The 260-nt window shown below is 50.4% G+C and carries 1 protein-coding gene; it reads right to left on the reverse strand.

What is annotated here, in order from left to right; all coding sequences use genetic code 11:
* Nucleotides 1-260 (reverse strand): GGDEF domain-containing protein (locus HBA93_RS21895; protein ID WP_221724654.1); only part of this gene is annotated, 260 nt, incomplete at both ends.

Below are 260 nucleotides of genomic sequence, written 5' to 3' on the forward strand. Positions count from 1 at the left end.
CAATCTGATTGCGGCCGTTGGCTTTGGCCTGATACAGGCTCTGATCAGCCATACGCATCAGTTGTGACGTGGTATAAGCGGGTGCGGAAAGTGTAAGCCCGATGCTTATGCTAAGCGGATAATTCTGTCCCTCCACAGGGTGAACCTCTATGCTCTCAACTGCGTAGCGTAATTTCTCAGCGTTTTTGAGCGCGGGTTTGATCTCAGTATGGGGCAAAAAGACTGAAAATTCCTCACCGCCGATGCGGCCAATAATATCG

Origin of the sequence: Ochrobactrum sp. SFR4, from assembly GCF_019730395.1 — a bacterium.
Taxonomy (GTDB): Bacteria; Pseudomonadota; Alphaproteobacteria; order Rhizobiales; family Rhizobiaceae; genus Pseudochrobactrum.